This window comes from Streptomyces lacrimifluminis, assembly GCF_014646095.1.
In the GTDB taxonomy this organism is placed as follows: domain Bacteria; phylum Actinomycetota; class Actinomycetes; order Streptomycetales; family Streptomycetaceae; genus Streptomyces; species Streptomyces lacrimifluminis.
This window is the reverse complement of sequence record NZ_BMMU01000004.1, coordinates 305,970-328,965: the sequence shown is the minus strand read 5'-3', so window position 1 is coordinate 328,965 and position 22,996 is coordinate 305,970. Positions and strand designations below refer to the sequence as shown.

The window sequence follows — 22,996 nt, the reverse complement described above, 5'->3', positions numbered from 1 at the left end:
ATTTCCGCCGTGCGGGATGATCGACATGGAATCGAATTGATGGGCCTCCGTATAAGAGGGGAGGCGTTGTGCGAGGCGGGTGACCGTGTCCTCGGAGATCGCCGCTGATCCAGATTGATGCGGGCCGGTGCTCGATTTCCTTGTTCATGGCTGATTTTGGCCGCATTCATCGGTTCGGGCAGGGTCAACTGGCGGGCTACGGGGGGTGTGCGGATGGAGGCTGTATCGGGCAGAATCCGATCAGTGTTCGCATTCTGGTAGCTCGGGGGAGCCATGTATACCGGAACTCCAGGACCAAGCGTGACCTTGAGCGACAGTGATCTGCCACCGCTCTTCCGTCTCAGTGACCGGCGTGCGCTGATCCGTCAGGGAGAATCGTTTCGCGCGGTCCGTACCCAGTTGGTCACCCTTTTGTTGGCCACCGCGGCAGCCCTGCTCGCGGAACGTCTCGACAGTCATTTTCCGGCGGCCCTGGCGGCCGTGCTGTACGCGATGACCATCGCCATCGGCCTGCACACCGCACGCCGACGGGCCCGGGCCCACTGGCGCGCCCACCGGGACGTCGCCGAGCTGCTCAAATCGCTGGCCTGGCAGTACATGGTGCACGGCGGGCCCTTCCACTCCCGGGTAGCCGATCCCGACGGACTGTTCGCGGAGCGGCTGGAGGGGCGGCTGGCGGAGCTGAGGAAGGTGGGGTGGGTCGACGACGCGCGCGACGGGACCCGGGGCCGGGGGATCGGTCAGATCACCCCGGCCATGCGGGCCGTACGCGCCAAGCCCTTCGCGGCGCGACGGGACATCTATCTCCGTGACCGGCTGCTCGAACAGTTCGTCTGGCACCGCAACAAGGCGGCGCAGACGCACCGGGCCTCCGTCCGCTGGTCGTCCGTCACCGCCGTCCTGACCCTGCTCGCCCTGCTGTCCGCCGGCCTCAGAGCCCTCGGTGTGATCGGCGGCTGGGATCTCACCGGTCTGATCAGCGCCGCCGCGGCGGCAGGGGTGGCGTGGCAGGAGGTGCGCAGGCACCGGCCGTTGGCGTACGCGTACGGCCTCATCAAGCAGGATCTCGACATGCTGCGGACCACGATGTCCAGGACGGTGACGGAGGCGGCCTGGGCGGAGGCGGTGGCGGACGCCGAGCGGCTGGTCTCGCCGCAGTACACCGACTGGGTGGTCAGGTTCGGCTGAGACACCGGCCGAGACACCGGCCGGGGCGCCGGCTCCGGACCGGGGCTCCCGGCCCCGAAGTCAGGCGCGCAGTACCCCCGGTCGCCACAGCACCGTCACCGGAACGCCCATGCGCCGGGCGTACGCCACCACGTCCCCGGTGCCCCCGAGCCCTCGCGCGGGCTGCCCGTCCCACACCGCGACCAGCCGGTCGACGTGGTCGACGATCCAGCGGCCCGCCGCGAAGTAGGCCTCCTCGTGCGTCGCCTCCTCGGGCAGGTTCACCCGCGTACGGCAGGAACCGAGGAGGCGACGGTACGCGGCCCGGGTGTCGGCGTCGCCGAGGTGGGCCTCGTAGTCCATACCGGGAATCACGGCGGTGACCGGGACACCGTGGTCCAGGGCGATGTCGGCGAACAACTGGTCGGCCCCGGCCGCGAGGCAGCTCAGGGCCTCCATCTCCTCGTCGCCCTCGAGTTGCCGGCGGATGCCCGTGCGGACGGACGGCAGAACGGCGGCGGGGATCGAGCGGTGCCCGGTCACGCCGATGCGCGTGCGGACGCGCGCCTCGACGCGCGTGCCCACACCGGTGTCCATGCCTGTGCCGACGCGAGTGCCGTTACGCGTGTCGATGTCAGTCACTGGCTGCCCTCCGCCGTCCACGGTCCGTGACCTCATCCCAGGGTGCCGTCTCCCAGCGGGGCCTGCCAGATGACCGTCGTACCCGCGCCTGGGCCCGTTGTGCCATGGCCGCTGCCGCCATCGTCGTAGACCGTCAGCCGCACGCCGTCCCGGCCGTCCGGCAGGACCGCCGTCACGTCGACCGTGATCCCGACGCGGGTGACAGCGGGGCGGCGTACGGCGGTGGCGAGGGCGCGGCGCAGGGCGGTGAGGAGCTGGGCGGCGACGGGGGACGGGACGCGGTGCTCGACGGGGCCGGTGAAGTGGACGGAGGGGCGTCGCCCGAGTACCGCCGCCGCACCGGCCGCTTCCCGAAGTACCTTGCCCCGCAAGGTTGTCGGTGCGTCCGCCGGAGGCTGCTGGAGGGCGAAGATGGTCGTACGGACCTCCTGGACGGTGGCCTGGAGCTCGTCGACCGCGTGCCCGAGGATCTCGCACACCGTGTCGTCGCCCGCGGCCCGGCGCTGGGTGGACTCCAGCATCATGCCGGTGGCGAACAGCCGTTGGACGACGAGATCGTGCAGGTCACGGGCGATCCGGTCGCGGTCCTCGTACACCGCGAGACGGGCGCGACGACGCCTGGCGTCGGCGAGGACGAGCGCGAGGGCGGCCTGCGAGGCGAACTGCGTCGCGAGGAGTCGTTCCACGTCGGTGTACGGGCGGTCACCGCGTCGGCGCGGCAGGGCGAGGGTGCCGATCAGCCGCCCCTCCGCCTGCAACGGCAGCAGCATGCTGGGCCCGAACCGGTGCCGCACCGGGGTCGTCATCCGGGGGTCGGTCGCCGAGTCGTCGACGAACACCGCTTCCCCGCCGAGGAGTTGGACGAGGACGGGACTGCCCGGGGCGATGGTGGTCCCGACGATGTCACCGGGATCGTCCAGTGTGGAGGCGGTCACGATCTCCATGCCGCCGGCGTCCGTCGGCTGCAGGATGACACCCGCGGCGGCGTCGGCGAGGAGCCGGGCACGGTTCGCGACGGTCATCAGCGCGTCGTCGTCGGCCCCGCCGGTGAGCAGCGCGGTGGTGACGGCGGCGGCACCCTCGATCCAGCGCTCGCGCTGCCGTGCGGTCTCGTACAGCCGGGCGTTGCCGATCGCGATACCGGCCTGCGCGGCCAGCACCCGCAGCAACTCCCTTTCCTCGTCACCGAACGGGGTGCCGTCGAGCTTCTCGGCGAGATAGAGCCGCCCGAACTCCTCGTCATCGACGCGGATCGGTACGTCGATGACGGTGATGCCCTCCCTCTCGGCACGCCGCAGGTCGGCCTTGCGGATCTCCACGAGGCCGTCGTGTCCGGGGTCGGCCATCCCGAATCCCGCGTACCGGGCACCGGTCAACTCGGCAGCGCCGTCCACGATGTGCTGGAGGGTGGTGCGCAGTTCGAGATCGGTACCGATGCCGAGCACGGCTTCGAGACGGGGCGGCAGTGGGGGAGGCGAAGGAGCAGGGGTAGGGGCAGAAGCAGGCACAGGAGCAGGAGCGGGCGGTGGGGGTGTGTCGTCCGACATGCGACGGGGAGGGCTACCGGGTGCGGGTGGCCGGTCTCAGGTGGCCAGCGGATCCAGCACCATGGGCTCGATCCTGCCCTCCAGCATGTACCCGAGGCCCTGTACCGCGCACACGTCCGGCCGTTCGGCGATGTGCACCGGCATGCCCGTGGCCTGCCGCAGCATCTGGTCGAACCCGGGGAGCAGCGCGCTGCCGCCGACCATCATGATGCCGCGGTCGGCGAGGTCGGCCACCAGATCGGGCGGGCAGTCCCGCAGCACCTTGCCGATCCCGTCGAGTACGGCGGTCAGCGGCGTCTGGATGGCGTCGCGCACGGCGGCGGTGTCGACCTGGACGGTGCGGGCGAGGCCGGTGGCGACATCCCGTCCGTGGATCTCGGTGGACTCCGGCCCGTGCGCGGTGAGCCCGTTGCCGGAGAGGGCGAGCTGCAGCGGACGCACGGACTGGCTCGGGAGCATCAGCTCGTGCTCGTGCCGCAGATGCTGCACGATCGCGTGGTCCACGGCCTCGCCGCCGACCGGGATCCGCTGGGCGGTCACGATCGAGCCGAGGGAGAGAACGGCGAGCTGGGTGGCGGCGGCACCGCACACCATGACCATGGTCGCCTCGGGACGTTCGACGGGCAGCCCGCACCCCACGGCGGCGGCGACGAGCGTGTCGACGAGTTCGACGCGCCGGGCGCCGAGCCCGACGAGCGTCTCGATGGTCGCGCGCTGCGCGAGCGGATCGGCGTCGTGCGGGGTGCAGGCGGCGGCCCGCAGGAAGGGCTTGCGGCGCAGCGTCCGCCGTACCTTGTCGCCGATCAGGTGCCGCAGCATGCGCTGCGCCATCTCGATGTCGACGACGGTCCCACCGGAGACGGGCCGTACGACCCGGATGTAGTGGGGCGTACGGCCCGTCATCTTCTCGGCGAACTCCCCGACCGCGATCAGTGCGCCGGTCTTGGTGTTCACGGCGGCGACGGACGGCTGATCGACGACGAGCCCGGCACCCTTGACGTAGACGCGGGTCCGCGCGGCCCCGAGGTCGACGGCGAAATGGCAGCGGCGCATCTGTTCCAGACTGACGGTCATGGCAGATCCTCCCGAGAGCGCAGACCGTACGGGCCGCGCCGGTCGGCGGGCCTCCACTGGCATCGTGCGGGGCGCGGGGGAGGGGGCGCCTGTTGTAGGGGGCCGGGCGGGGTGCCGCCGTATGGGTATTTTATAATTTATGTCTGAATTATGGCCAAGGTCCCGAAGGGGGCGGCCGAAAGTCCCGAGTGGGCTACGGGAGGCCCACGATGCCCTGCACCACCCCCAGCTCCACCAGATCCTGCGGGCGGATCCGGAGCTGGTCCGCCGTCGACTCCACCTCGCCCTCCGGACGCTTGAGGATGGCCGCCGCGAGCTCCGGTGCGATGACGGAGAAATAGCTGTCCGACGTGGCCCAGGTGCTGCCGGGGGCGGCGAGGGCCAGGGCGCCGCCCGAGCCGCCCTCGCCGATCAGCAGGGTGGTGACCGGCGTACGGGCTGCCGCGACCGCGCCGAACAGGTCCGCGATCGCGGCACCCGCGCCCTGGCGCTCGGCGGCGGCGTCGTTGGCGGCACCCGGGGTGTCCACCAGGGTCAGCACCGGGATGCCGAGCCGGTCCGCGAGGCGGATCAGCCGGGCGGCGGTGCGATAGCCGGCGGGACGGGTGGCCGTGCCGAGCTGGGCGGCGTACGCGACGGTCCGCCCGTCCGCCGCGCACTCGCCGAATCCGCACGCCATCCCGGCGTCGGTGCCCCCGCAACGGTCGCCGCTGATCGCGGCACGCCGGGTGAAGTACGCGTCCAAGTAGGCCTCGGCGCGCGGGCGTTGGGGGGAGCGGGCACGCTGGACGGCGTCCCAGCCGGTGGTGGGGAGGGGGGCGGTCCTCAGGGGTGGCGGTGGCGGGGCTGCCTCCGTCGGCCGGGCGGTGGCGGTGCTCGCGGCACCTGTGGCGCCTGCTGAACCGGTGTTCAGCAGGCGCAGCCACAGGGCCAGCGTCTCCCGGAGTGCCTCCGGATGTACGACCGCGTCCGCCGCGCCCGCCGCCACCTGCGCCTCGGCCGTGTACGCCGCCGGGTCCGCGTCGGCCGGGCGGACCCGGGAACCCGCGAAGCCCACCTGGGCGCCGGGCAGCGCCAGCACGACGTCGGCACCCGCGCCCAGGGTCGCCCAGCCGCCGCCGGTCGTCGGATCCCGGAGGACCGCGATCTGCGGCAGGCCCGCCTCACGCGTGAGCACCGACTGCCGTGCCACGCGCTGGAGTTGGGTCAGCGCGAGCATGCCCTCCTGCATGCGGCTGCCGCCTGTCGCGACGAGCGGGACGACGGACAGGCGATGGGCGCGCGCGTACTCGTACGCCGACTCCAGGCGGTCCCCGGTGCGTTCGCCGAGCGAGCCGCCGAGGAAGCCGAACTCGAAGGCGATCAGTACGGCAGGGGTGCCGTCGATGTGTGCGGTGCCGCAGACGACGGACTCCTCCTCGCCGGTGCGGGCGGTGGCGTGGGCGCGCACGGTGTCGTAACCCTGCCAGGCGAGAGGACCGTCGAGCTTGAACTCCCTTGTGGGGTACGGGAGTTCACGGAAACCCTGGTGGGAGCCGTCGGCGAGCAGGGCGATGAGCTCGCGGGCGGAGTGGCGCCGGGGGGTGCGGTCGGTCACGGGACCAGCCACGCGGTCGGTCGCTGGATCACTCACTGGATCACTCACCGGGCAGGGCCCGCTTCATGATCTTCCCCATGTCGTTGCGCGGGAGGGCGTCCAGGTAGCGCACCACCCGGGGGCGTTTGTGCGGGGCGAGACGCGCGGCGACATGATTCGCCAACTCGTCCGCGTGCGGCGGGGACTGGGCGTCGGCGGGGACGATCCAGGCGACGATCCGCTCGCCCAGGTCGGCGTCGGGTTCCCCGGTCACGGCCGCCTCGCGCACGCCCGCGTGCTCCAGCAGCGCGTTCTCGATCTCGCCCGCGCCGATCTTGTAGCCGCCGCTCTTGATCAGGTCGGTGGCCTTGCGGCCGACGATACGGACGTAGCCGTCGGGATCGCGCACCGCCATGTCACCAGTGCGGAACCACCCGTCGTCGGTGAAGGCGGCGGCGGTGGCGTCGGGCCGGTTGAGGTACTCGGTGAACAGGTTCGGCCCGCGCACCTGGATCTCGCCCACGGTTTCGCCGTCGTACGCCGTGATGGGTGCTCCGTCCTCCTCGACGAGCCGCAGTTCGACGCCCGGCAGCGGTACGCCGACCGTGCCCGCGCGAGGCTCCCCGTCCGCGCGGACGCTGGTGTTCATCAGGGTCTCCGTCATGCCGTAGCGCTCCACGACCCGTTGGCCGGTCGCGGCCGTGATCCGCTCGTGGTCGTGCACGGGCAGTGCGGCGGAACCGGAGACGAGCAGACGGGCCCGGCCGAGCGCCTCGGCGAGTTCCGGGTCGCCGGGGAGCGCTTCCGCGATCCGGTGGTACATCGTCGGGACGCCGAACAGCATCGTCGCCCCGTCGTTCAGCTCACGGGTCACGCCCTCCGTCCCGAACCGTCCGAGGTGCCGTACCGAGCCGCCGCGCCGCAGCGGCCCGAGGATGCCGAGAATCAGACCGTGCACATGAAAGAGCGGAAGCCCGTGCACCAGCACGTCCTCGCCGGTCCACTGCCAGGCGTCGGCGAGCGCGTCCAGGGTGGCGGCGACGGCCCGGCGCGGGATGACGGCACCCTTGGGCGGGCCGGTGGTGCCCGAGGTGTAGACGATGAGGGCGGGGGTTTCGGGGGTGAAGTCGTACGTGGCCCCGGGGCCCTCGGCGGACACACGTACGCCGGTGCCGGTGCCGGTGCCGGTGCCGGTGCCGATGGCGACGTCGATGCGCTCCAACGCCCCGAACGCGGACGGGAGTTGGTCGCCGTGGGCGGTGAGTACGAGTGTGGGTGAGCTGTCCTTCAGGATGTGCCCCAACTCGCTCTCGCCCGACTTCGGGTTGAGCGGCACCGCCGGGACGCCGGCCAGCAGCGCGGCCACGACGCCGACGGCCGTCTCCAGCGTGGGTGTCGCCCAGACGGCGACCGGGCCACCCGCGCCGGAGATCCGGTCGGCGAGGGCCCCGGCCGCAGCGGCGAGCTCGGCGTACGTCAGCGAGCGGTCGCCGAAGCGCAGGGCGGGCCGCTCGTCCGGGGTGTCGGTCGGGTCGCCGGTCAGCCCGGGGAAGAGAGAGGACACGCGTCGTACTCCTTAACTCGTCACATCGTCGTACAGGTGGGGTGATGCCCGCGGTCACCCCCAGCCGGGTACCACCAGCACCAGCCACACCACCGCGGGAACCACGGCCACCACGATTCCTCCGTACACCATCAGCTGCCGGAAGAAACGCTCACGGTCGACATCCGGCGCCGAGGCCAGGACCAGCGCCCCGTTCGTCGAGAAGGGACTGACGTCCACCACCGTCGCCGACACCGCGAGCGCCGCCACCATCCCGACCGCGCCGATCTCGCCCTGCGCCAGGAACGGTACCGCCAGCGGAATCAGCGCCCCCATGATGCCGACGGAGGAGGCGAAGGCCGAGATCAGCGCGCCGATGTAGCAGAGGAGCACCGCGGCCAGCAGCGGCACACCGATGTCGCCGACGCCCTCGCCGGCCCAGGTGATGGTGCCCATCTCCTGCAACACGCCGACGTAGGTGAGGACACCGCAGATCACCAGGACGGTCGTCCACGCGATCTGGCCCACGGCCTTGCGACTGTCCTCGGGCCAGCAGGCGGCGAGCAGAACGGCGACGGTGATGGCGGTGAGCCCCGCGTCGAGGTCGAAGGCGAGCACGGCGACGACGAGGACGAGGAGCCCGGCGAGGGTGGCGATACGGGCGGGCGTGAGGCGGAGGGCTTCTTCCGCCCGGACGGAGACGCCGCCTTCCGTGCGGACGGAGACGCTGCCGCCACCTCCGTCGCCGGCGCGGTCCTTACCGGCCCCGATCCCGGCCCCGATCCCGGATCCGGCCCTGTTCCCGTCCCCTTCGCCGCTCCCGGCGGCCTCGCCGGCAGGGTCGTCCACGGCGCTCGTGCGGCTCAGCTTCAACCCGCCGAACAGCACGAACACCACCGCCGCGATGGCGAGGTTGACGAAGAGTGAGGCGAGGAAGAGGGTGATCTCGTTGCCGGGAAGCTTCTCCTTCTCGACGATCCCGTTGACGATCGACCCGTAGATGCTGATGGGCGAGAAGCCGCCGCCCTGGGCCCCGTGCACCACCATCGCGCCCATCAGCAGAGGGCTGATGCCGTACTGCGCGGCGAAACTCAGCGCGATCGGCGCCACGATGGCGACGGCCGCCGGACTGACGGCGCCGATCGCGGTGAGCGCCCCCGTCAGTACGAACATCACCCACGGAATGAGCACGACCCGCCCGCGCACCAGGCGGACCGAGGCGTGCACGAGCCAGTCGGTGGTGCCGTTGGCCCGGGCGATCGCGAACAGGTAGGTCACTCCGACCAGCACGACGAACAGGGAGCCGGGGAACCCGGCGAAGATCGTGTCGGTGTCGAGGTCGGCCACGAGCTCGCCCACCCCGAAAGCGGCGGCGAACGCGAGCGCGCCCATGTTGATGGAACGGGTCGTGGCGATCACGAAGACCACGACCAGCACGAGGATCGAAATCAGTTCGGCGGACATATGGGCTTCCCGTCCTTGGGTCCCTTGTCGACGAGGGGTGAGTGGTCCAGCTCAAAGTGGTTGAGTGGCTGAGTGGATGAACCACATTGGGTGTTGGTCTCGGCCAGCGTCAAGGGACATGACATAAATTGGTTCAGCCACTAGACCGCTGAGCCACTCATCCACAGGCCGGCGATCCGGCGGCTACCCAGTGTTACGCTGCGGCCGACGTAAGGGGGAATGGGCATGGCTGACGCATTGCGCCCGGTGGAAGCCAAGACGCGCCTGTACGAGCAGGTGCTCGACCGGCTGCGCAACTACGTCGTCGAGGGAGGTCTCGGGGCCGGTGACAGGCTTCCCCCCGAACGCGATCTGGCCGCCCGGCTGGGCGTCAGCCGGGCCTCCGTGAAACAGGCCATCGTCGTGCTGGAGGTTCAGGGACTGGTCGAGGTCCGGCACGGAGGCGGTACGTATCTCGTGCGCGACAGCCTTGAGGTCGAATCGGTGGAGCAACTCGTCGAGCGCCGGCGCCGGCTGCCCGACGTACTCGACGCCCGCGAGGCTTTGGAGACCAAGCTCGCCGAACTGGCCGCCGAGCGCCGCACACAGGAGGACCTCGCCGAGCTGCGCGCCGCGCTCGGTGTCATGGGGGAGGAGATCGAGGAGGGTGCGGACGGCGTGGAGGGCGACCGTCTGTTCCACGCGGCGGTCACGTCCGCGGCGCACAGCGGGATCCTCGCCGAGTTCATGCGGTCCATCGCCGACCAGATCACCGAGAGTCGCCACGAGTCCCTGCGCCAACCGGGCCGTCCCGTCCGCTCCCTGGCCCAGCACATGGCCATCTTCGAAGCGATCGAGGCCGGGGAGCCTAGGCAGGCCGCCGCCGCGATGCGTCGGCATGTGCGTACGGTGGCGAAGGTCCGGTTGCTGGACTGGGATCCGGAGGGCGACGGCTCGCAGCCTGGCTGAGCCTGTGGTGCCGTAGGCCCTGCCCAGTGCCCAGTGCCCAGTGCCCAGTGCCCAGTGCCCAGTGCCCAGTGCCCAGTGCCCCAGTGCCCCGGTGCTCAGCTGCGGTTCGCCCGAAGATGAAGGTCAGGAGCTTGTTAACCTTCATCCGATATCGCTATCAGTGGTGAACCAGTAGTACACGCCTTACCGAGGGAGTCCCCGTGGTCCGCATCGCGATCGTCACCTACGACCCCCGGCCGGAGACCAGCAAGGACCGCGATTTCCCCCTCCTGGTACGGGAGTTGGCGGCAGCCGGTGCCGACGCGACCGCCGCCTACTGGGACGATCCCGATGTCGACTGGGCCTCCTTCGATCTCGCCGTGGTCCGGTCCACCTGGGACTACACCTGGCGCGCGGAGGAGTTCGCGGGCTGGCTCGAGCGGTGCGGGAAGGTCACGCGGGTCGCGAATCCGGTCGGTGTCCTGCGGTGGAACATGGACAAGCGGTACCTCGGTGAGCTGACCGCGGCCGGTGTCCCCACGGTCCCCACCCGTCATCTGGCCCCCGGCGACGCCCCCGACCTCCCCGACGACCACGAGTACGTCGTCAAGCCCACCTCCGGCGCCGGCGCCCGTTACGCCGCCCGCTACACCCCCGAGGACCGGGAGACGGCCGTACGGCATCTCGCGCGTATGCATGCCGAGGGGTTCACCGCGATGGTGCAGCCGTACATCGGGAGCATCGACGTCACCGGGGAGCGTGCCCTGCAGTTCTTCGGCGGGCGTTTTCTGCACGCCAGCCGCAAGGGGGCCGTACTGGCTCCCGGTACGGCGTACGACGACGACAAGGTCGCCCATCCCGACCTTGAGGTCTGGTCTCCGACCCCGGTCGAACTCGCCGTCGCCGAAAGGGCGTTGGCCGCCGTGCCGGACAACTCCGGTCTCCTGTACGCCCGTGTCGACCTCGTCCTCGGTGACGACGGTGAACCCCGGGTCATGGAGGTGGAGTTGATCGAGCCGAACCTGTTCCTCGACCTGCATCCCGACTCGGTCCCGGTGGTCGTGCAGGCCATCCTGCGGGCCGCCGTCGGCCGTTAGGGACTGTCCCCTTGCCGGCGAACCTGTCAGTCCCTGACCGCCGTCCGCTGCAACAACCCCCAGGTGAACTCCGCCACCCACTCCCGCCGTACCCCCGCCCCGTCCGGTGCCGTGAACGCCAGGCCCCAGCGGGTGGGGGCCGTGCCCTCCAGGGGGCGCGCGGGGGCGAAGGCGTGGGCGACCTCGTCGACCGTGCAGGACCAGGGGAGCAGGTCGTCCGGCGTGCGGGGTTCGGGCGCGGGGGCGCCCGGGGCCCGTACCAGCCACTCGTTCCAGGCCACGCCGTTCGGGGCCACGAGCACCTCGAAGCGCAGGTCGGGCCAGAGGGGGACCGGCCACAGCCAGGCCTCGCACTCCAGGTCGCCGATCCCGCGGGGCGTCACCGACTCCGGGGTGCCGAGGACCGAGCGGTACCGGGAGGCGGCGGCGCGGGCGCGTGGGGAGCGGAGCATCGCCTGCCAGCGCTTGTTGGCCTCGCGCATGTCCGCGATCGACACGCCCAGCTCGTGCCGGGCGTCCTCCACCAGGTCCGGGTTGTGGTCGGCCATGCGGCGCAGCAGCACCAGCTGGAAGTCGGTAACCGTGAACATGCGGACCATCGTCTCGTACCGGCCGGGAGGCGTGGACGGTCACGGACGGCAACGAAGCCATCGCACGCCCATTGCCCGCCCGAGTCCTTGTGGTTAGCCTGTCCTCTGTTCGTCATTCCGATCGTCTGTTGAAATCTCGAACGTCGTCGAAAGGCGTCGAGACCACCGACACCCTGGACACAAGAGAGGGGGCCGTCATGGGACGCCTCGTACCTGCCGTGACCCGGGCTCTCGACATTCTTGAGCTCTTCCTGGACGGAGACGGCACACTCTCCGCCCCGGACATAGTGCGCCGACTCCAGCTGCCGCGCACCACCGTGCACGAACTGGTGACGACACTCGCCGCCCGTTCGTACATCGTGCAGGTGCCCGGCCAGCCGGGACGCTACCGCCTGGGCGTGCGCCCGTACCAGCTCGGCAGCCGGTACGCCGAGCAGCTCGACCTGGCCGCGGAGGGCCTGCAGGTGGCCCGTTCCGTCGCCGAGACGTGCGACGAGACGGTGCATGTCGCGATCCTCGAAGGCACGGACGTCATCTACATCGCGAAGATGGACTCCACGCACGCGGTACGGATGGTGTCGGCGGCCGGCCGCCGCCTGCCCGCCCACTGCACATCCGTGGGCAAGATGCTGCTGGCCTCGCTGCCCGACCACGAGCTCTCCGCACGGGTCCCCGACAACGTCCCGCTGGCCGCGATGACGCCGAACAGCATCACCGACCCGGCCGCCCTGCGCGAGGCCCTCGCGGAGATCCGCCGCCGGGGCGTCGCCGTGGAGAACCGTGAGTCGAACCCGGACGTCAGCTGTGTGGCGGCACCGGTGTACGACCGCACGGGCCGGGTGGTCGCCGCGCTGTCGATCTCGGTCCCGATGATCCGCTGGAGCGAGGACCACCGTTCGGAGCTGGAGCAGCTCGCCGTCAAGGGCGCCGCCGAACTCTCCGAGCGCCTCGGTCACCGGAGCGTGGCATGACGACGTACGAGCCCACCCTCGAAGTGGCGGTCCGGGCGCAGGCGACCCTCGGTGAGGGCCCGACCTGGGACGCGGCGCGGTCCCGTCTGATCTGGATCGACATCCTCGGCTCCCGGGTCAACACCTACGACCCGTCGACAGGCCGTCGCACGGTCATGACGACCGGTCAGCACGTGGGCGCCGCCAAGCCACGCGCGGGCGGCGGCCTGGTCCTGAACCTGCGCGACGGAGTCGCCCTCTACGACGGCGAGGGCGATGGCGACGGCGGGGGTGCCGACCCCGCCACCGGCTTCCGCTGGCTGCACCACGACCCGACGCCCGGCCGCCGGGCGAACGACGCGGCGGTGGCCCCCGACGGCTCCCTGTGGGCCGGCACGATGCGCTACGACGAGGCGCCGGGCGGCGGTTCGCTGTCCCGGCTGACGGGCGACGGGACGGTCACGACCGTCCTGGACGACGTGGCGGTGAGCAACGGCACGGGCTGGAGCCCGGACGGCAGCCTGATGTACTACATCGACACCCCGACCCGCCGCATCGACGTCTTCGACGTGTCGTCCGACGGCGAAAGTGTCACCAACCGCCGCCAGTTGGCGCTGATCGAAGAGGGCGCGGGCTTCCCCGACGGCCTGACGGTCGACGCGGACGGCTGTGTCTGGGTGGCCCTGTGGGAGGGCGGAGCGGTCCGCCGCTACACCCCCTCCGGCAGCCTGGACCGCACGATCACCCTGCCCACGGTCCGGCCCACGGCCTGCGCCTTCGGCGGCCCGGACCTCACGGACCTGTACATCACCACGGCCCGCGTCGGTCTGTCCGCCCCCCACCCGATGTCGGGCTCGCTCCTGGTCGTACCGGAAGCGGGCAAGGGGCTCGCCCAGCCGGCCTTCGCGGGCTGACGGACGACGACCGTACGGCGGTTACTCAACGGCAGGGCAGGCAACGGGACTTCCGTCGCCTGCCCGGCCGCTGTCACCTCAGGCCCGCGCCACCGTCACTCCCACTCCGTCACTCCCACTCCGCAACCTTCCACTCCTCCGGCCGCAACGGCGGCCCGCTCAGCGGCGGTTTCAACGGGCCGATCGCCGCCGCCAGCAGGACACTCGGCGCCAGCAGTACCTCCGCGCCGCGTTCCAGGGACGTCACGTCCGTCACCCGGCGCGCGATACGGCCGTTGCCCGTCGCCGTGCGCATGAGGCGGCTCACGTACGCCGCCAGCAGCCGGTCCCGCAGGGTGGGGCCCTGTTCTGTGGCGCCGGGGTAGAAGATGTCCTGGCTCGTCGCCAGGTCCCAGGCCGCCGCGACCGGGCGGGCCACCGCCTTCTGGATACGGCGGGACAGCCCGGGCGTACCCCATCCCTGACGGTGAATCACATCCCGCAGGGCCACCGCGCTTTGAGCCGCCACCGACATTCCGTGGCCGTAGATCGGGTTGTACGCGGCCAGCGCGTCGCCGATCACCGTGAAGTTCTCCGGCCAGGCGGGCATCCGCTCGTAGTAGTGCCGGCGGTTCGACGTCGTACGGGTGACGGAGACGTCCGTCAGCGCCTCCGCTCCCGCGAGCAGGTCGGCGATCACCGGGTGACGCAGCTCCTCGCGGGCGAAACGCGTGAACTCCGCGCCGTCCGTGGGAGGTTCGCTGCCCCGGGTGCCGGACAGGGAGACCAGCCAGCAGCCGTCCTCGATGGGTACGAGGACACCCGCCCGGCCCGGACCGCCCGCTCTCGGGTCCGCCTGGACGTTGACCACCGGGTAGCCGTGTCGTGCCGGTTCGGGCGCCCGGTACATCCTGCTGGCGTACGCGAGCCCGGAGTCGACGACACGGCGGGGCGGTTCGGGCAGCCCCAGCTCGCGCAGCCAGTGCGGGGCGCGCGAGGCGCGGCCGGTGGCGTCCACGACCAGGTCCGCGTGCAGGGTGCGCCGGCCGCCGTCGGCACCGCGCACCCGCACCCCGGTGACTGCCTCGTCCGTGCCCTCCAGGCCCAGCACCTCGGCGTGCTCGACCAGTTTGATCCGGTCGTCGTCCAGGATCTGGGCCCGGATTGTCGCGTCCAGCAGGTCCCTGCCGCACAGGAGGACGTGGTGCGACTCGTCCCACCGCCGGAACCAGCCCTCCGGCGCCAGCGCGACCATGTCCGTGGTGACCGCCAGCCGGTGCGCACCGGCGTCGAGCAGCAACTCGCTCACACCCGGCACCAGTTCCTCGACGGCCCGGGCACCGCCGGACCACAGCGTGTGCACGTGCCGGGCCTGTGGCAGGTTCCGGCGCGGCTCGGGTCCGTCCGGCAGGACGTCACGCTCCACGACGGTCACCCGGTCGGCGAACCCGACCAGGGCGCGAGCCGCGAGCAGCCCGGCGAACGACCCGCCGAGCACGACGGCCGACCTGACGGTGCGTCCGGTGGCGGGTCCGGCGGGGGAGACGACGGAAGTCGGGCGATCACTCATATACGTGCAGGCTCTCCACTGTGGCGGTCGCAAGGGCGCGCACCGCCTCGATCTCGTCGGGGTGACTCAGGACCTGGGACACGGCTTCGATGTCCTGGAGCAGGTCCGTGAGTAAATCCGTTGCGTTGCCCGTGGCTCGGGGCGAAGGGGTACGGGACAGGGCGCGCGCCCCGATCGCGTCCCGGATCGTCACCGCCGCCGCCAGCGCCCCCGCCCGTCCCGGACCGTGTCCCACGTCCACGGCGGCCTCGTACGCCCGGCACCGCAGCTCCTCGTCGAAGTGGCGGGAGAGTTGGAGCAGGGCGTCGCGGATGAACGTCTCGCGGCGGGTCAGCCGCAGCTCCGGGGTGGCCCGCAGCGAGAAGGGGACGCCCCTGCCGGTGGCGGTGCGCAGCAGGTCGTACAGCGGGCCGAGCCGGAGGAGGCCGCGGCGGATCCGCCAGCGGTCGCGCAGATACTGGCCGGCGTGCGGCAGCACGAACCCTGTGGCGATCAGGACCGCGGCGACGCCGGCGGCGAGGGGGGCGAGTTCCGTGGAGAGCGGGTCCAGGTCCGCGCCCGTCCAGCGGGCGACGACGGCCGTGCCCTTTGCCGCGTCGAACACCAGGTTGGCGGCGTAGCCGACGGCCAGCGACCGCAGGCCCCGGCGCAGCCACACGTCGAGTGCGACGGTGCGGATCCAGTTCCGGATCAGCCGGTACGTCAGGACACAGGACGCGGTGTGCGCGAGCAGGTAGAGCGCGATCAGCTCCCGCATGAAGGGCGTGCGGGCGTAGTACGTGTCCAGGTCCCGCCGGCGCTCCACGGGCACGTCCGCGAGCGCGAACAACGCCCACAGCGCGACGATCACCCCCGCGTGCCCTGCGCCGACCCGCCGCATCGTGCGCCGCGTCCTGGCCGATCCCGGCGAAGGGCCGGTGAGGCCGCCGCGCCACGCGATCATCAGCAGCAGACTCGCCCCGCAGAACGCGACGAGGAAGCTGTACACCAGGGGAGCCGCGATGTTGGGCACGCCGGTGACCCGGTTGGTCCAGGCGACGGCCGGCGGCGCCGCGAGGACGAAGATGCCGCAGGCGAGCAGCAGCAGCCCGCCGACCGCGCGCCGCAGCGGGTCCCGCCACAGTCTGACGATGCTGGGCAGCTTGAACACCAGGGCGGCGGCAAGGAACGCGATCGGTGTCCCGAACACGAGGACGGAGTACGGCTCGCCGGGAAAGCCTGAGAGGTTCATCGCCGTGCGTTTCCGCTTCCCCGGCCCCGATAGCCAAGGGACGCCTGCACGCCGCTGCTGCCCGTGCTCGCCGTACGGCCCTCCACCCACGGCCGGAAGACGGTGGCGAGGCGGTGGCCGAACTCCTCGGCGTCGGCCTCGTCGGCAGCACGGGAGCCGTTGCGGGCGGCGACGGCCAGCGCGCCGCCCTGCCAGGACTGCTCGTCGGCCAGTACCCGGGCGGCGGTCGCGCCGGCGCTGTGGTGGTGACAGTGCCCGGCGTGCAGATGCCACAACTCATGGCCCAGGATGACGAGTTGTTGCACCGCCTCGGCTCGCTCCTCGACGATGACGAGGTCGAAGTCGTGGAACTCCACCCACAGGCCGGTCACTTCGATCTCGTCGGGGAAGCGCTCGAAACGCAGCTCGACGCGCCGACCGCGCCGCGCGCTCATCTCCTCGCACAGCGCCCGGCACAACTCCCGTCCGCCTGAGGGGCTGTCGGCGTGCTCCCGCAGTGCCGCGTCGAGAGCGCCGGTCAGCTGGCGCATCGCGGCCCGGGTCCGGAAGCGGTGCGCGGCCCGGGCGGGCAGCAGCGCCGCCAGCAGCCCTCTCGTCACCCCCCTTGTCACCCTCCCCCTTGTCACCCCCCTCGGCGTCACCGTTCCGTCTCCTCGCCGCCGCTCAACAGCCCTTCGAGCATCACCGCGAGGGCCTCCTGCTTGCGCGGGGTCAGCTGCCGGCCGCGCAGGGCCAGCGTGACGACGCCGTGCCGGGTCGCGAACCGGACCAGCGGGCCCTCCTCGGCGCCGCCGAGGTCCTCCAGCAGCCGGCGGAGTTCACGGTTCAGGACGATGGGCGCGGGGTCGGTGAAGAAGCCGGTGCCCTGCTCGACACCGAAGAACGCGGCGAGGGCCGTGAGATCGGGAACGTTCGGCATCTTCTTGCCGAGGAGCAGCTGACGGGCCCACTCGGGGCTGATCGACAGGGCGTCCGCGATCTCCTTGCAGACCTCGCCGTGCTTCCTGCCGCTCGCCGCGAGCCGCGTCTCGTGGAGCGTGCGCACCCGGCGCCGGATACGGCTCTCGATGTCATCGGCCAGAGGCCCCGAGCCGTCGGTCAGCAGTGCCTGGATCTCGCCCTCCGTGAGAGCGGTACGGGCCGACAGGCCTCGTACGTCCAGGACTTCGGCGCGATCGAGCCGGGCCTCGGCGATGCGTTCTTCGAGGCGGGCGAGGGTCTCTGAAAGGGGCTCACTCACGGGCCGACCCTACGCGTCCGGACCTCCGCGCACCAGGAAAATCCAACGATCGTTGGAGATTGCGGAACGATCGTTGGGCCCACCCGCCATTGACGTGCGGACACTCCAAAATTACGGTCCTGTTCGAAGTGACGAGCGGACGCCGGTATGCCGAACGCCGATATCAGAACGCAGATGTGCCGAACCCGAACCCGAACCGAACACGAACACCGCACGCCGAATGTCGGAGAGGAACCCATGTCCCGCACCGCCCGCTTCACGATCGACCCCGCCTTCACCGTCGGCGAGGTCGACCCCCGTCTCTTCGGATCCTTCGTCGAACACCTCGGCCGCTGCGTCTACACCGGTGTCTTCGAGCCCGGCCACCCCTCCGCCGACGAAGCGGGCCTGCGCACGGACGTGCTCGAGCTGGTCCGCGAACTCGGCGTCACCGCCGTCCGCTACCCCGGCGGCAACTTCGTCTCCGGCTACAGGTGGGAGGACTCGGTCGGCCCGGTCGACGAACGCCCCCGCCGACTCGACCTCGCCTGGCGCTCGACGGAGTCCAACCGCTTCGGGCTCTCCGAGTACATCGACTTCCTCCGCAAGGTCGGCCCGCAGGCCGAGCCGATGATGGCCGTCAACCTGGGCACCCGTGGCGTCGCCGAGGCGCTCGAACTCCAGGAGTACGCCAACCATCCCTCCGGCACCGCCCGTTCGGACCTGCGCGTCGCGCACGGCGACAAGGACCCGTTCGGCATCAAGATGTGGTGCCTCGGCAACGAGATGGACGGCCCCTGGCAGACCGGCCACAAGACCGCCGAGGAGTACGGCCGCCTCGCCGCCGAGACGGCCCGCGCGATGCGCCAGATCGAACCGGACCTCGAACTGGTCGCCTGCGGCTCCTCCAGTCAGGGCATGGAGACGTTCGCCGAGTGGGAGTCGACGGTCCTCCAGGAGACGTACGACCTGGTCGACTACATCTCCCTGCACGCCTACTACGAGCCCCAAGACGGCGACATCGACTCCTTCCTGGCCTCCGCCGTGGACATGGAGTCGTTCATTGACAACGTAGTCGCGACCTGTGACCACGTCGGCGCCCGCCTCAAGTCGAAGAAGAAGATCAACCTCTCCTTCGACGAGTGGAACGTCTGGTACATGTCGGGGTGGCACGCGATCGAGAACTCCGGCGCGCGGGACTGGGCAGAGGCCCCGCGACTCCTGGAGGACGTCTACTCCGTCACCGACGCCGTCGTCTTCGGCTCGCTCCTCATCGCCCTGCTCCGGCACGCGGACCGCGTCACCGTCGCCTGTCTCGCCCAGCTCGTCAACGTCATCGCGCCGATCATGACCGAGCCGGGCGGCCCGGCCTGGCGCCAGACGACGTTCTTCCCGTTCGCCCAGGCCAGCAGGTACGGGCGCGGCGAGGTCCTCGACGTACGGGTGGACTCGCCGACCTACGGGACGAAGCGGTACGGCGAGGCGGACCTGCTGCACGCCACCGCCGTACGCGCCGACGACGGCACGGTCACCGTCTTCGCCGTGAACCGCGACCGGACCCAGCCGCTGCCGCTCGAAGTCGTCCTGAACGGCCTGGCGTTGACGTCGGTCGTCGAGCACAGCGTGATCGCCGACGCCGACCCGGACGCCCGCAACACCCTGGACGACCCGGAGCGCGTCACCCCGCACCAGGCCACCGGCACCGCCCTCCGCGACGGCAGGCTGACCGCCGTCCTGGAGCCGCTGTCGTGGAACGTGATCAGGCTCGCGTAGGTCGGCGCCTACCGGCCGGGGGAGGGTACGACCGTCACCGGAACTCCCCCGGCCGCACTCCCCAGCAGCGTCAGCCGTACCTCCCCTGGCCCCGACTCCGTCGTACCGTCCGAAAGCACCGCCAGGGCAAGGGTGTTGGCGCCCCGGGTGCGCAGGATGCCGTTCGGGAGGACGAAGGTGTGCTGGGGGCCGACGTCGTTGACGTACTGGCCCATGTTCCAGCCGTTCAGGAAGATCTGGACGCGGTACGCGCGCGCCGGATCGTCCTCCAGCACCAGCCCGATCGACGCGTCGACACCCGGACCGACGGCGAGCCGGAACCCGGTCCGGTACCAGCTCACCCCCTGCCGCCGCTCGGCACGCGGAAGGCCGGCCACGGGCCAGCCGTCGTCCTCGAACACCGGCAGATGCCACCCCGACCGTTCCCCGTACAGCCCACCGGTGTTGAGCGGCCCACGCACCGGATCGGCCCCAGCCGCTGTCGCCCCCCGCAGCCGCCACCTCACCGCCGGAGAGGCACCGGCGAAGTTCACCGCCGTCAGCCCGCGCGCGACCTTGTGCGTGTCCAGCGCCTTCCCGTCCATGTCGTGCTGCATCCGCCGCACCAGCACGGACAGCACATGCCGGCCGGCCGTACGCGCCTTCCTCGGTATGCCGAAGGTCGCCGTGGCCGTCCAACTTCCCTTCCGTACGGTCTTCTTGTCCGGCACCGGCATCCGGTGCGTGCCCAGCGGCTCACCGTCCAGCCAGGCCATCAGCAGCCCCTGCGTTCCGGTGCTGTAGGCGAGGGACACGGACTCGGTCCCCGTGGCGTCGGTGAAGGAGCCCCGGTACCAGACGTCTCCGTAGTGGAAGCCGTAGTCGTCGGCGAACAGCACGGGCCGCCCGTCGGGCACGGCGGTCGTACTGAACGTCGAAGTCCGGTCGGCGACCGTCCAGTCGGCGTCGTCGAACCCGGGCTCGGACTCGGGGTTCTCCACCTGCCTCCGCCAGCCGCCCAGCGCGGGAAGCGTGACCGCCGGGACCCCCGCCAGCGGCTCCTCGGCCCGCAGACTCCCGGAGTCGGTGGACAGCGCGCTCACCACCCCCCGGTTCCAGACCAGTTCACGAACACCGTGCGGCGCCCACACCTCCAGGTCGGAGGCCTCGACGGTGTCCCCGGTCAACCGCACGGTGTCGCCCCGCAGTTCGGCGGTCCGCAGCAGCGACGGGCCGTACACGAGCACCGACCCCGACGGAGTCTCGCGCGGCCACAACCGCACCGAGGTCTCGTCGTCTGCGAGCAGGAGAAGGAGGGGAGCCGGGACACCGCCGCCTTCCACCAACACCCGTGTGAGCCCGCCGAGTCGGGCGCTCACGCGCACCCGCCCGTCCACGTACGAGGACTCCGCGTCCCCCGCGAGCACGGTCACCGACGGCTCACTCGCGCACTCCACCGCGGTCACCGTCACCTCACCCACCTGCCCGGTGAGCACGGCGACGTCCTGGCGCCCGGCGGTCAGCCACAGCATCGGCTGGGCGTTGGAGTACGCCAACCTGCGCCGCCCCAGCGCGATTCCGGCGGCGAGGAGACGGGCGTCCGAGGCGGGGACGGTCACCGGCAGCGAGATCCCGGCGACCGGGAGCGTCGAGGTGACCGGCTCGGGGGAGTCGTTGCGCAGGACGTACACGTGGGCGTGGGTGTCCGGGTTGGCGAGGTGGTAGACCCTGATCCGCCCGTCACCCGGCGCGGTACCTCCCGCCGTGATGTCCTCGGCCCGGTCCAGCTTGGCCAACTCCGGTACGCACCGCATCAGATGCCCGAACTGGTGCATGGGGACGACCTTCGGGGTCGCCCGGCGCCCCTCGTCGAAGGCGGCACCGTAGTCGTACGACGTGTACACCTGCGGTGCGGGCAGCCAGCCCCAACTGGTGCCGCCGAAGGTCATGTAGACGTTGTGGACGGTGATGCCGTTGGCGAGGTTGGTGAGGTAGAAGCGCCGTTCGTAGGCCGCGTCCCGGGTCCGCGCCGACCCCGCGTACCCCGCACCGTCGAACTCGGCCCCGCCCCACGGATCGAACCAGCCGCCCCCGAACTCGGGTATGAATCCAGGGGTATCGGGACTCGCCGTGGCCCCGCCCTTCTCACCGCCGATGCCGAAGTGCCCCCAGTCCGGAGGGATCTGCTCGGGGTCCGGATAGCCGTCGAAGCCGTACAGCCAACGCCCTCGCTCGCCGCCGGTGTCGAAGGTGCCGGGGGCCCAGTAGCCGTTCCTGCCCAGGTCGTTGTGGAAGAGGGGGACGTCGATGCCGTCGGCGCGGACCCTGGCGTACAGGTGAGACATGTAGTCGACGCCGGCGGGCTCGGTGACGTACGAGCCGTACTCGTTCTCGATCTGGTAGAGGAGGACCGTCCCGTCGCCCCGGGTGTGGAGATGCCGGGCCACGATCCTGTTGACCGCCGTCAGCCACTCGTCGACGTGCCCGAGATAGGTCGGGTCGGAGGTGCGGGCGCGGCCCCTCGTCGCGGTCAGCCAGCCGGGGAAGCCGCCGGCGTCGACCTCGGCGTTGATGTACGGGCCCGGGCGCAGGATGACGTACAGGCCGGTCTCGGCGGCCTGGCGGAGGAACAGGTCCAGGTCGCGGACGCCCGTGAAGTCGTGGCGGCCGGGGGCGGGGGAGTGGTAGTTCCAGGCCACGTAGACGCTGACGGCGTTGTAGCCGTGCGCGCGCATCTTCTGCAGGACGTCCCGCCACAGGGACGGGCTCGGCAGGCGGAAGGGATGCATCTCGCCCGACCACAGGACGAGCCGTCGGCCGTCGACGAGGAGGGAATAGCGGTCGAAGCCGACGGTGTGCCGGCGGCCGTCCGCCGAGGGCGGGTGGGGGGCCGGGCCGGTGGGCGCGGTGCGGGCCGCGAACGCCGCCCCGTCCGGGCCGCCGGAGCCCCTGCCCGCGCTCGCGCTCGCGCCGAGGGAGAGGCCGAGGGCGGCGGTGCCGGCGAATGCGGTGAAGGTCCGTCTGCTCAGCGCCAACGTGGTCTCCTCGGCCGTACGGGCCCCGCACGCGCGTGGGTGCGTGGATATGAGCGGGTGCGGTCATTGTCCACACCGTGACGACCGACAATGACCCCATGAGGATCTCGGCGCGGGCGGACTACGCGGTACGAGCGGTGCTGGAGCTCGCCGTACGGCAGGACGAGGGTGCTGTGAAGGCGGAGACCGTCGCCGCTGCCCAGGTCATTCCGCACAAGTTCCTGGAGGGCATCCTCGGCGATCTGCGGCGCGGCGGGATCGTCGACTCCCGGCGCGGTGGCAACGGCGGCTACCGGCTGGCGCGCCCCGCCGCCGAGATCACCGTCGCGGACGTCGTCCGGGCCGTCGACGGGCCCATCGTCTCGGTGCGCGGCGAACGGCCGACCGGACTCGCCTACACGGGCCCCGCCGAACCGCTGCTGCCCCTGTGGGTCGCGCTGCGCGCCAATGTGCGCAAGGTGCTGGAGGGGGTGACCTTCGCCGATCTGGCGACGGGGGAGCTGCCCGAGCCGGTACGGGGGCTGGCGGCGGAACCGGCCGCCTGGGAAAACCCGTAGATATTCTCAATTTCCAGTCTTTCAGGGCCTTTTATTTTGCTCCATCGGAGCGCTTGTAAACCACTTTCACGGGTGAAATTGCGGGTCGGTTGTTGACGACCTTCACTCTCCCGATACCTTGGCCCCGACATGTGCATGTAATGCGTGGGGCCTAGGCAAAGG

Annotated in this window: 19 protein-coding genes; 7 read left to right on the top strand and 12 right to left on the bottom strand. The window is 71.4% G+C overall.

Annotation, left to right across the window (positions count from 1 at the left end):
- The first annotated feature begins 273 nt into the window (after window positions 1-273).
- Window positions 274-1,188, top strand: coding sequence for a DUF4231 domain-containing protein (locus tag IEY89_RS09015; RefSeq protein WP_189146760.1), 915 nt, complete (start codon window positions 274-276; stop codon window positions 1,186-1,188).
- Window positions 1,189-1,248: 60 nt separating this feature from the next.
- Here the strand turns inward: IEY89_RS09015 and IEY89_RS09010 are convergent, their stop codons facing one another.
- The 6 genes from IEY89_RS09010 to IEY89_RS08985 form a co-directional block, all read right to left on the bottom strand.
- Window positions 1,249-1,764 (bottom strand): hypothetical protein, encoded by a 516-nt coding sequence (locus IEY89_RS09010; protein WP_189146936.1) that lies wholly within the window; start codon window positions 1,762-1,764, stop codon window positions 1,249-1,251.
- Between the two features lie 77 nt (window positions 1,765-1,841).
- A complete protein-coding gene (locus IEY89_RS09005; RefSeq protein ID WP_373287210.1) occupies window positions 1,842-3,356 on the bottom strand; it encodes a GAF domain-containing protein in 1,515 nt (504 codons plus the stop codon).
- Window positions 3,357-3,392: 36 nt separating this feature from the next.
- Entirely contained in the window at window positions 3,393-4,430 is a 1,038-nt protein-coding gene (locus IEY89_RS09000; protein ID WP_189146759.1) for a rod shape-determining protein, read from the bottom strand.
- Window positions 4,431-4,623: 193 nt separating this feature from the next.
- Window positions 4,624-6,027: a carboxyl transferase domain-containing protein gene (locus IEY89_RS08995; protein WP_189146758.1), complete on the bottom strand. Its 1,404-nt coding sequence runs from the start codon at window positions 6,025-6,027 to the stop codon at window positions 4,624-4,626.
- Window positions 6,028-6,067: 40 nt separating this feature from the next.
- Entirely contained in the window at window positions 6,068-7,570 is a 1,503-nt protein-coding gene (locus IEY89_RS08990; RefSeq protein ID WP_189146757.1) for an acyl-CoA synthetase, read from the bottom strand.
- A gap of 54 nt (window positions 7,571-7,624) precedes the next feature.
- Entirely contained in the window at window positions 7,625-9,013 is a 1,389-nt protein-coding gene (locus tag IEY89_RS08985; RefSeq protein ID WP_189146756.1) for an SLC13 family permease, read from the bottom strand.
- A gap of 225 nt (window positions 9,014-9,238) precedes the next feature.
- Here IEY89_RS08985 and IEY89_RS08980 point away from each other — a divergent pair, with 225 nt between their 5' ends.
- Together IEY89_RS08980 and IEY89_RS08975 are read left to right on the top strand one after the other, a co-directional pair.
- Window positions 9,239-9,961 carry a FadR/GntR family transcriptional regulator gene (locus tag IEY89_RS08980; protein WP_189146755.1) on the top strand — a complete coding sequence of 241 codons (723 nt, stop codon included), beginning with the start codon at window positions 9,239-9,241 and terminating at the stop codon, window positions 9,959-9,961.
- A 200-nt stretch (window positions 9,962-10,161) separates the two neighbouring features.
- Window positions 10,162-11,037, top strand: coding sequence for an ATP-grasp domain-containing protein (locus IEY89_RS08975; RefSeq protein WP_189146754.1), 876 nt, complete (start codon window positions 10,162-10,164; stop codon window positions 11,035-11,037).
- Between the two features lie 26 nt (window positions 11,038-11,063).
- On the opposite strand, the gene IEY89_RS08970 is transcribed toward IEY89_RS08975, so the two are convergent.
- Window positions 11,064-11,636 (bottom strand): hypothetical protein, encoded by a 573-nt coding sequence (locus tag IEY89_RS08970; protein WP_189146753.1) that lies wholly within the window; start codon window positions 11,634-11,636, stop codon window positions 11,064-11,066.
- A gap of 188 nt (window positions 11,637-11,824) precedes the next feature.
- On the opposite strand from IEY89_RS08970, the gene IEY89_RS08965 reads away from it, so the two are divergent.
- On the top strand, window positions 11,825-12,598 hold the full coding sequence (locus IEY89_RS08965; protein WP_189146752.1) for an IclR family transcriptional regulator: 774 nt from the start codon (window positions 11,825-11,827) through the stop codon (window positions 12,596-12,598).
- On the top strand, window positions 12,595-13,491 hold the full coding sequence (locus IEY89_RS08960) for an SMP-30/gluconolactonase/LRE family protein (protein ID WP_189146751.1): 897 nt from the start codon (window positions 12,595-12,597) through the stop codon (window positions 13,489-13,491). The genes IEY89_RS08965 and IEY89_RS08960 overlap by 4 nt, the downstream gene beginning before the upstream one ends.
- Window positions 13,492-13,600: 109 nt before the next feature.
- Here IEY89_RS08960 and IEY89_RS08955 read toward each other — a convergent pair whose 3' ends face one another.
- The 4 genes from IEY89_RS08955 to IEY89_RS08940 all read right to left on the bottom strand — a co-directional run bounded on the left by IEY89_RS08955 (window position 13,601) and on the right by IEY89_RS08940 (window position 17,511).
- Window positions 13,601-15,040: an FAD-dependent oxidoreductase gene (locus tag IEY89_RS08955; protein ID WP_229695108.1), complete on the bottom strand. Its 1,440-nt coding sequence runs from the start codon at window positions 15,038-15,040 to the stop codon at window positions 13,601-13,603.
- Complete coding sequence (locus IEY89_RS08950; protein ID WP_189146750.1) at window positions 15,033-16,271, bottom strand: MAB_1171c family putative transporter; 1,239 nt, start codon at window positions 16,269-16,271, stop codon at window positions 15,033-15,035. The genes IEY89_RS08955 and IEY89_RS08950 overlap by 8 nt, the downstream gene beginning before the upstream one ends.
- Window positions 16,268-16,801, bottom strand: a complete 534-nt coding sequence (locus IEY89_RS08945) for a toxin-antitoxin system, toxin component family protein (RefSeq protein WP_189146934.1) — start codon at window positions 16,799-16,801, stop codon at window positions 16,268-16,270. The genes IEY89_RS08950 and IEY89_RS08945 overlap by 4 nt, the downstream gene beginning before the upstream one ends.
- Before the next feature lie 107 nt (window positions 16,802-16,908).
- Window positions 16,909-17,511 carry a transcriptional regulator gene (locus IEY89_RS08940; protein ID WP_189146749.1) on the bottom strand — a complete coding sequence of 201 codons (603 nt, stop codon included), beginning with the start codon at window positions 17,509-17,511 and terminating at the stop codon, window positions 16,909-16,911.
- Between the two features lie 237 nt (window positions 17,512-17,748).
- Here IEY89_RS08940 and arfA point away from each other — a divergent pair, with 237 nt between their 5' ends.
- The gene (arfA, locus tag IEY89_RS08935) at window positions 17,749-19,263 is read left to right on the top strand and encodes an arabinosylfuranosidase ArfA (RefSeq protein ID WP_189146748.1); all 1,515 of its coding nucleotides are present in this window, start codon (window positions 17,749-17,751) and stop codon (window positions 19,261-19,263) included.
- Between the two features lie 8 nt (window positions 19,264-19,271).
- Here the strand turns inward: arfA and IEY89_RS08930 are convergent, their stop codons facing one another.
- Window positions 19,272-22,277 carry a beta-galactosidase gene (locus tag IEY89_RS08930; RefSeq protein ID WP_189146747.1) on the bottom strand — a complete coding sequence of 1,002 codons (3,006 nt, stop codon included), beginning with the start codon at window positions 22,275-22,277 and terminating at the stop codon, window positions 19,272-19,274.
- A 98-nt stretch (window positions 22,278-22,375) separates the two neighbouring features.
- Between IEY89_RS08930 and IEY89_RS08925 the strand changes: the two genes are divergently transcribed.
- Entirely contained in the window at window positions 22,376-22,834 is a 459-nt protein-coding gene (locus tag IEY89_RS08925; RefSeq protein WP_189146932.1) for an RrF2 family transcriptional regulator, read from the top strand.
- Window positions 22,835-22,996 lie beyond the last annotated feature (162 nt).

Coding starts and splice junctions, on each gene's coding strand:
- IEY89_RS08925 (WP_189146932.1), top strand. CDS start 22,376: ATGAGGATCTCGGCGCGGGCGGACTACGCGGTACGAGCGGTGCTGGAG.
- IEY89_RS08960 (WP_189146751.1), top strand. CDS start 12,595: ATGACGACGTACGAGCCCACCCTCGAAGTGGCGGTCCGGGCGCAGGCG.
- IEY89_RS09000 (WP_189146759.1), bottom strand. CDS start 4,430: ATGACCGTCAGTCTGGAACAGATGCGCCGCTGCCATTTCGCCGTCGAC.
- IEY89_RS08985 (WP_189146756.1), bottom strand. CDS start 9,013: ATGTCCGCCGAACTGATTTCGATCCTCGTGCTGGTCGTGGTCTTCGTG.
- IEY89_RS08970 (WP_189146753.1), bottom strand. CDS start 11,636: ATGGTCCGCATGTTCACGGTTACCGACTTCCAGCTGGTGCTGCTGCGC.
- IEY89_RS08965 (WP_189146752.1), top strand. CDS start 11,825: ATGGGACGCCTCGTACCTGCCGTGACCCGGGCTCTCGACATTCTTGAG.
- arfA (WP_189146748.1), top strand. CDS start 17,749: ATGTCCCGCACCGCCCGCTTCACGATCGACCCCGCCTTCACCGTCGGC.
- IEY89_RS09005 (WP_373287210.1), bottom strand. CDS start 3,356: ATGTCGGACGACACACCCCCACCGCCCGCTCCTGCTCCTGTGCCTGCT.
- IEY89_RS08950 (WP_189146750.1), bottom strand. CDS start 16,271: ATGAACCTCTCAGGCTTTCCCGGCGAGCCGTACTCCGTCCTCGTGTTC.
- IEY89_RS09010 (WP_189146936.1), bottom strand. CDS start 1,764: ATGGACACCGGTGTGGGCACGCGCGTCGAGGCGCGCGTCCGCACGCGC.
- IEY89_RS08980 (WP_189146755.1), top strand. CDS start 9,239: ATGGCTGACGCATTGCGCCCGGTGGAAGCCAAGACGCGCCTGTACGAG.
- IEY89_RS09015 (WP_189146760.1), top strand. CDS start 274: ATGTATACCGGAACTCCAGGACCAAGCGTGACCTTGAGCGACAGTGAT.
- IEY89_RS08945 (WP_189146934.1), bottom strand. CDS start 16,801: ATGCGCCAGCTGACCGGCGCTCTCGACGCGGCACTGCGGGAGCACGCC.
- IEY89_RS08955 (WP_229695108.1), bottom strand. CDS start 15,040: ATGAGTGATCGCCCGACTTCCGTCGTCTCCCCCGCCGGACCCGCCACC.